Source organism: Longimicrobiaceae bacterium (assembly GCA_035696245.1).
GTDB lineage: Bacteria > Gemmatimonadota > Gemmatimonadetes > Longimicrobiales > Longimicrobiaceae > DASRQW01.
The window spans coordinates 1-3,066 of record DASRQW010000455.1 but is presented as its reverse complement, the minus strand read 5'-3'; the positions used below and the strand labels follow the sequence as shown (position 1 = coordinate 3,066).

The following is a 3,066-nucleotide window of genomic DNA, read 5'->3' as shown; positions in this document are numbered from 1 at the left end:
CGACGGCGACGGGGTGGGCGACCTGCGCGGCATCGCCTCGCGCCTGGACCACCTCGTCCGCCTCGGCGCCGACGCGGTGTGGATCTCGCCGTTCTACCCGTCGCCGATGGTGGACTTCGGGTACGACGTGACGGATCACTGCGCGGTCGATCCGCTGTTCGGCACGCTGGCGGACTTCGATCACCTGCTGGCGGAGGCGCACGCGCGCGGCATCCGCGTGATCCTGGACTTCATCCCCAACCACACGTCCGACCGGCATCCCTGGTTCATCGAATCCCGCTCGTCGCGCGCGAGCCCGAAGCGCGACTGGTACGTGTGGTGCGACGCGAAGCCGGACGGCGGCGTGCCGACGAACTGGGGCGCGGCGTTCGGCGGCAGCACGTGGGAGTGGGACGCATCTACCGGCCAGTATTATCTGCACACCTTCCTCCGCGAGCAGCCGGACCTGAACTGGCGCAACCCGGAGGTCGTGGAGGCGATGCTGGACGTGCTGCGCTTCTGGCTGGCGCGCGGCGTGGACGGCTTCCGGGTAGACGCGGTGCAGAACGTGGTCAAGGACGACCAATTCCGCGACAATCCGCCGAACCCGCACTGGAAGGAGGGCGACGACCCGTTCGAGAAGCTGGAGCGCGTGTGGTCCGGCGACCGGCCGGAGGTGCACGGCCTCATCGCCCGCATGCGCGAGGTGGTGGAGGAGATGCGGCCGGACGGAGTGCTCATCGGCGAGATCTACAACACGGTCGAGCGGATGATGCCGTACTACGGCGAGGGCGGCCGGGGCACGCACTTCCCGTACAACTTCCAGCTCATCCGCCTGCCGTGGGACGCGCGGACCATCGACGCGGCGGTGCGGAGGTACGAGGCGCTGCTGCCGCCGGGCGCGTGGCCGAACTGGGTGCTGGGCAACCACGACCGGCCGCGCATCGCCACGCGCGTGGGTCCGGCGCAGGCGCGGGTCGCCGCGGTGTTGCTGTTCACGCTGCGCGGGACGCCCACGCTGTACTACGGTGACGAGATCGGGATGACGAACGTGCCGATCCCGCCGGAGCGCGAGGTGGACCCGTGGGGCAGGCGCGTGCCCGGTTTCGGCCGCGACCCGGAGCGGACGCCGATGCAGTGGGACGGCGGCCCCGGCGCCGGCTTCACCACGGGCGGTCCCTGGCTCCCCATCTCCGCGGACGCATCCACTGTGAACGTCGCGGCGGAGGACGGCGATCCCGCGTCGATGCTGAACCTCCATCGCCGGTTGATCGAACTCCGCCGCCGCGAGCCAGCTCTCTCCGTCGGCTCGTACGCGCCCGTGGACGCGCAGGGGGACGTGCTGGCGTACGTGCGCGAGGCGGCGGACGGCGCGCGGTTCCTCGTCGCCCTCAACCTGGGCGCATCTCCGCAGGTGCTGCTCGTGGACGAATCCATCGGCATGGGAGATGTGGCGCTGTCGACGCTGGGAGATGGCGAGGGGAGGGCGGTACGCGGGAGGGTGGAGCTCGCGGCCGACGAGGCCGTGGTGGTGCGGCTGCGGGCGTAGAACCTGCGAAAAACCGGCTGACGGGACGCGGACGGGAACCCTGGACAGGACGGTACGGGAGATGGCTGCCAACGCGCTGATCGAGGCCGTGCGGGATGCCGGGCGCCCCCTGCGCGGCGACGAGGACCTGGACCCGCTGCTGGACCGCATCGGCGGCGCGCGCATCGTGCTGCTGGGCGAGGCGTCGCACGGGACGTCGGAATACTACACGTGGCGCGACCGCATCAGCCGGCGGCTCATCACCGAGAAGGGCTTCTCGTTCATCTCCGTGGAGGGCGACTGGCCGGACTGCTACACCGTTAACCGCTGGGTGAAGGGCGGCCCCGGTGCCAGCGCGCGCGACGTGCTGCACGCGTTCGAGCGGTGGCCCACGTGGATGTGGGCGAACGAGGAGGTGGTGGCGCTGGCGGAGTGGCTGCGCGGGCACAACGCCAGCGTGGCCGCTGGCGGCGCGAAAGCGGGCTTCTACGGGCTGGACGTGTACTCGCTGTGGGACTCGATGGACGCGGTGATCCGCTACCTGGAGACGGTGGACCCGGACGAGGCGCGGCGCGCCCGCAAGGCGTACGGCTGCTTCGACCCGTATCACGACGACGCGCAGGACTACGCGATGGCGACGGCGCTGGTGCCCACCAGCTGCGAGGACGAGGCGGTGCGCACGCTAGTGGCGCTGCGCCAGAAGGAGCGCGAGTACCGGGAGGACGACCCGGAGAGCTTCTTCGACGCGGAGCAGAACGCGCTGGTGGCCCGCAACGCCGAGCGCTACTACCGCGCGATGATCCGCGGCGGCTCGGCGAGTTGGAACGTGCGCGACACGCACATGATCGAGACGCTGGAGCGTCTGCTGGAGCACCACGGGCCGAACGCCAAGGCCATCGTGTGGGAGCACAACACGCACATCGGCGACGCGAGGGCGACGGACATGGCGCGCGCCGGGATGGTGAACGTCGGGCAGCTGGCGCGGCAGAAGTGGGGCGACGATGCGGTGCTCGTTGGCTTCTCGTCGTACTCCGGCAGCGTGATCGCGGGCGACGAGTGGGGCGCGCCCATGCGCCGCCTGCCCGTGCCCGAGGCGCGCGAGGGAAGCTGGGAGGCGATCTGCCACTCGGCGGGCGCCAACGACCGGCTGCTGCTGATGGAGGACCTGGACGAGGTGGAGGGGGCCACGGAGCCGCTGGGGCACCGCGCCATAGGCGTCGTCTACAACCCGGCGGCCGAGAGGTACGGCAACTACGTGCCCTCGGTGCTGCCGTACCGCTACGACGCCATGCTCCACATCGACCACACCCACGCGCTGAGCCCGCTGCACATGCAGCCGGTGGAGGACGGAGAGCTGCCGGAGACGTATCCGTCGGGGATGTGAGGGGGGCCCTCACCCGGCTCGTAAAACTCGCCTGCCCTCCCCCGCAAGCGCAGGGCTGTTTCATTCCAGCAGACCGAGGAGGGCGTGAATGTCGTGGGCCAAGAACCGTCGAGCACGGGTCAGGGACTGGTGTCCGGCGCGCCGGAAGAGGGTTACCGCGATGCTTCGCAGCAGC

2 protein-coding genes are annotated in these 3,066 nt (G+C 70.7%); both read left to right on the top strand.

All coding sequences use genetic code 11. The features are described 5' to 3' along the window. A partial coding sequence (locus tag VFE05_20470; protein ID HET6232462.1) for an alpha-amylase family glycosyl hydrolase occupies positions 1-1,528 on the top strand: 1,528 nt, incomplete at its 5' end. 61 nt (positions 1,529-1,589) lie between these two features. Continuing rightward, complete coding sequence (locus tag VFE05_20465; protein ID HET6232461.1) at positions 1,590-2,891, top strand: erythromycin esterase family protein; 1,302 nt, start codon at positions 1,590-1,592, stop codon at positions 2,889-2,891. Positions 2,892-3,066 lie beyond the last annotated feature (175 nt).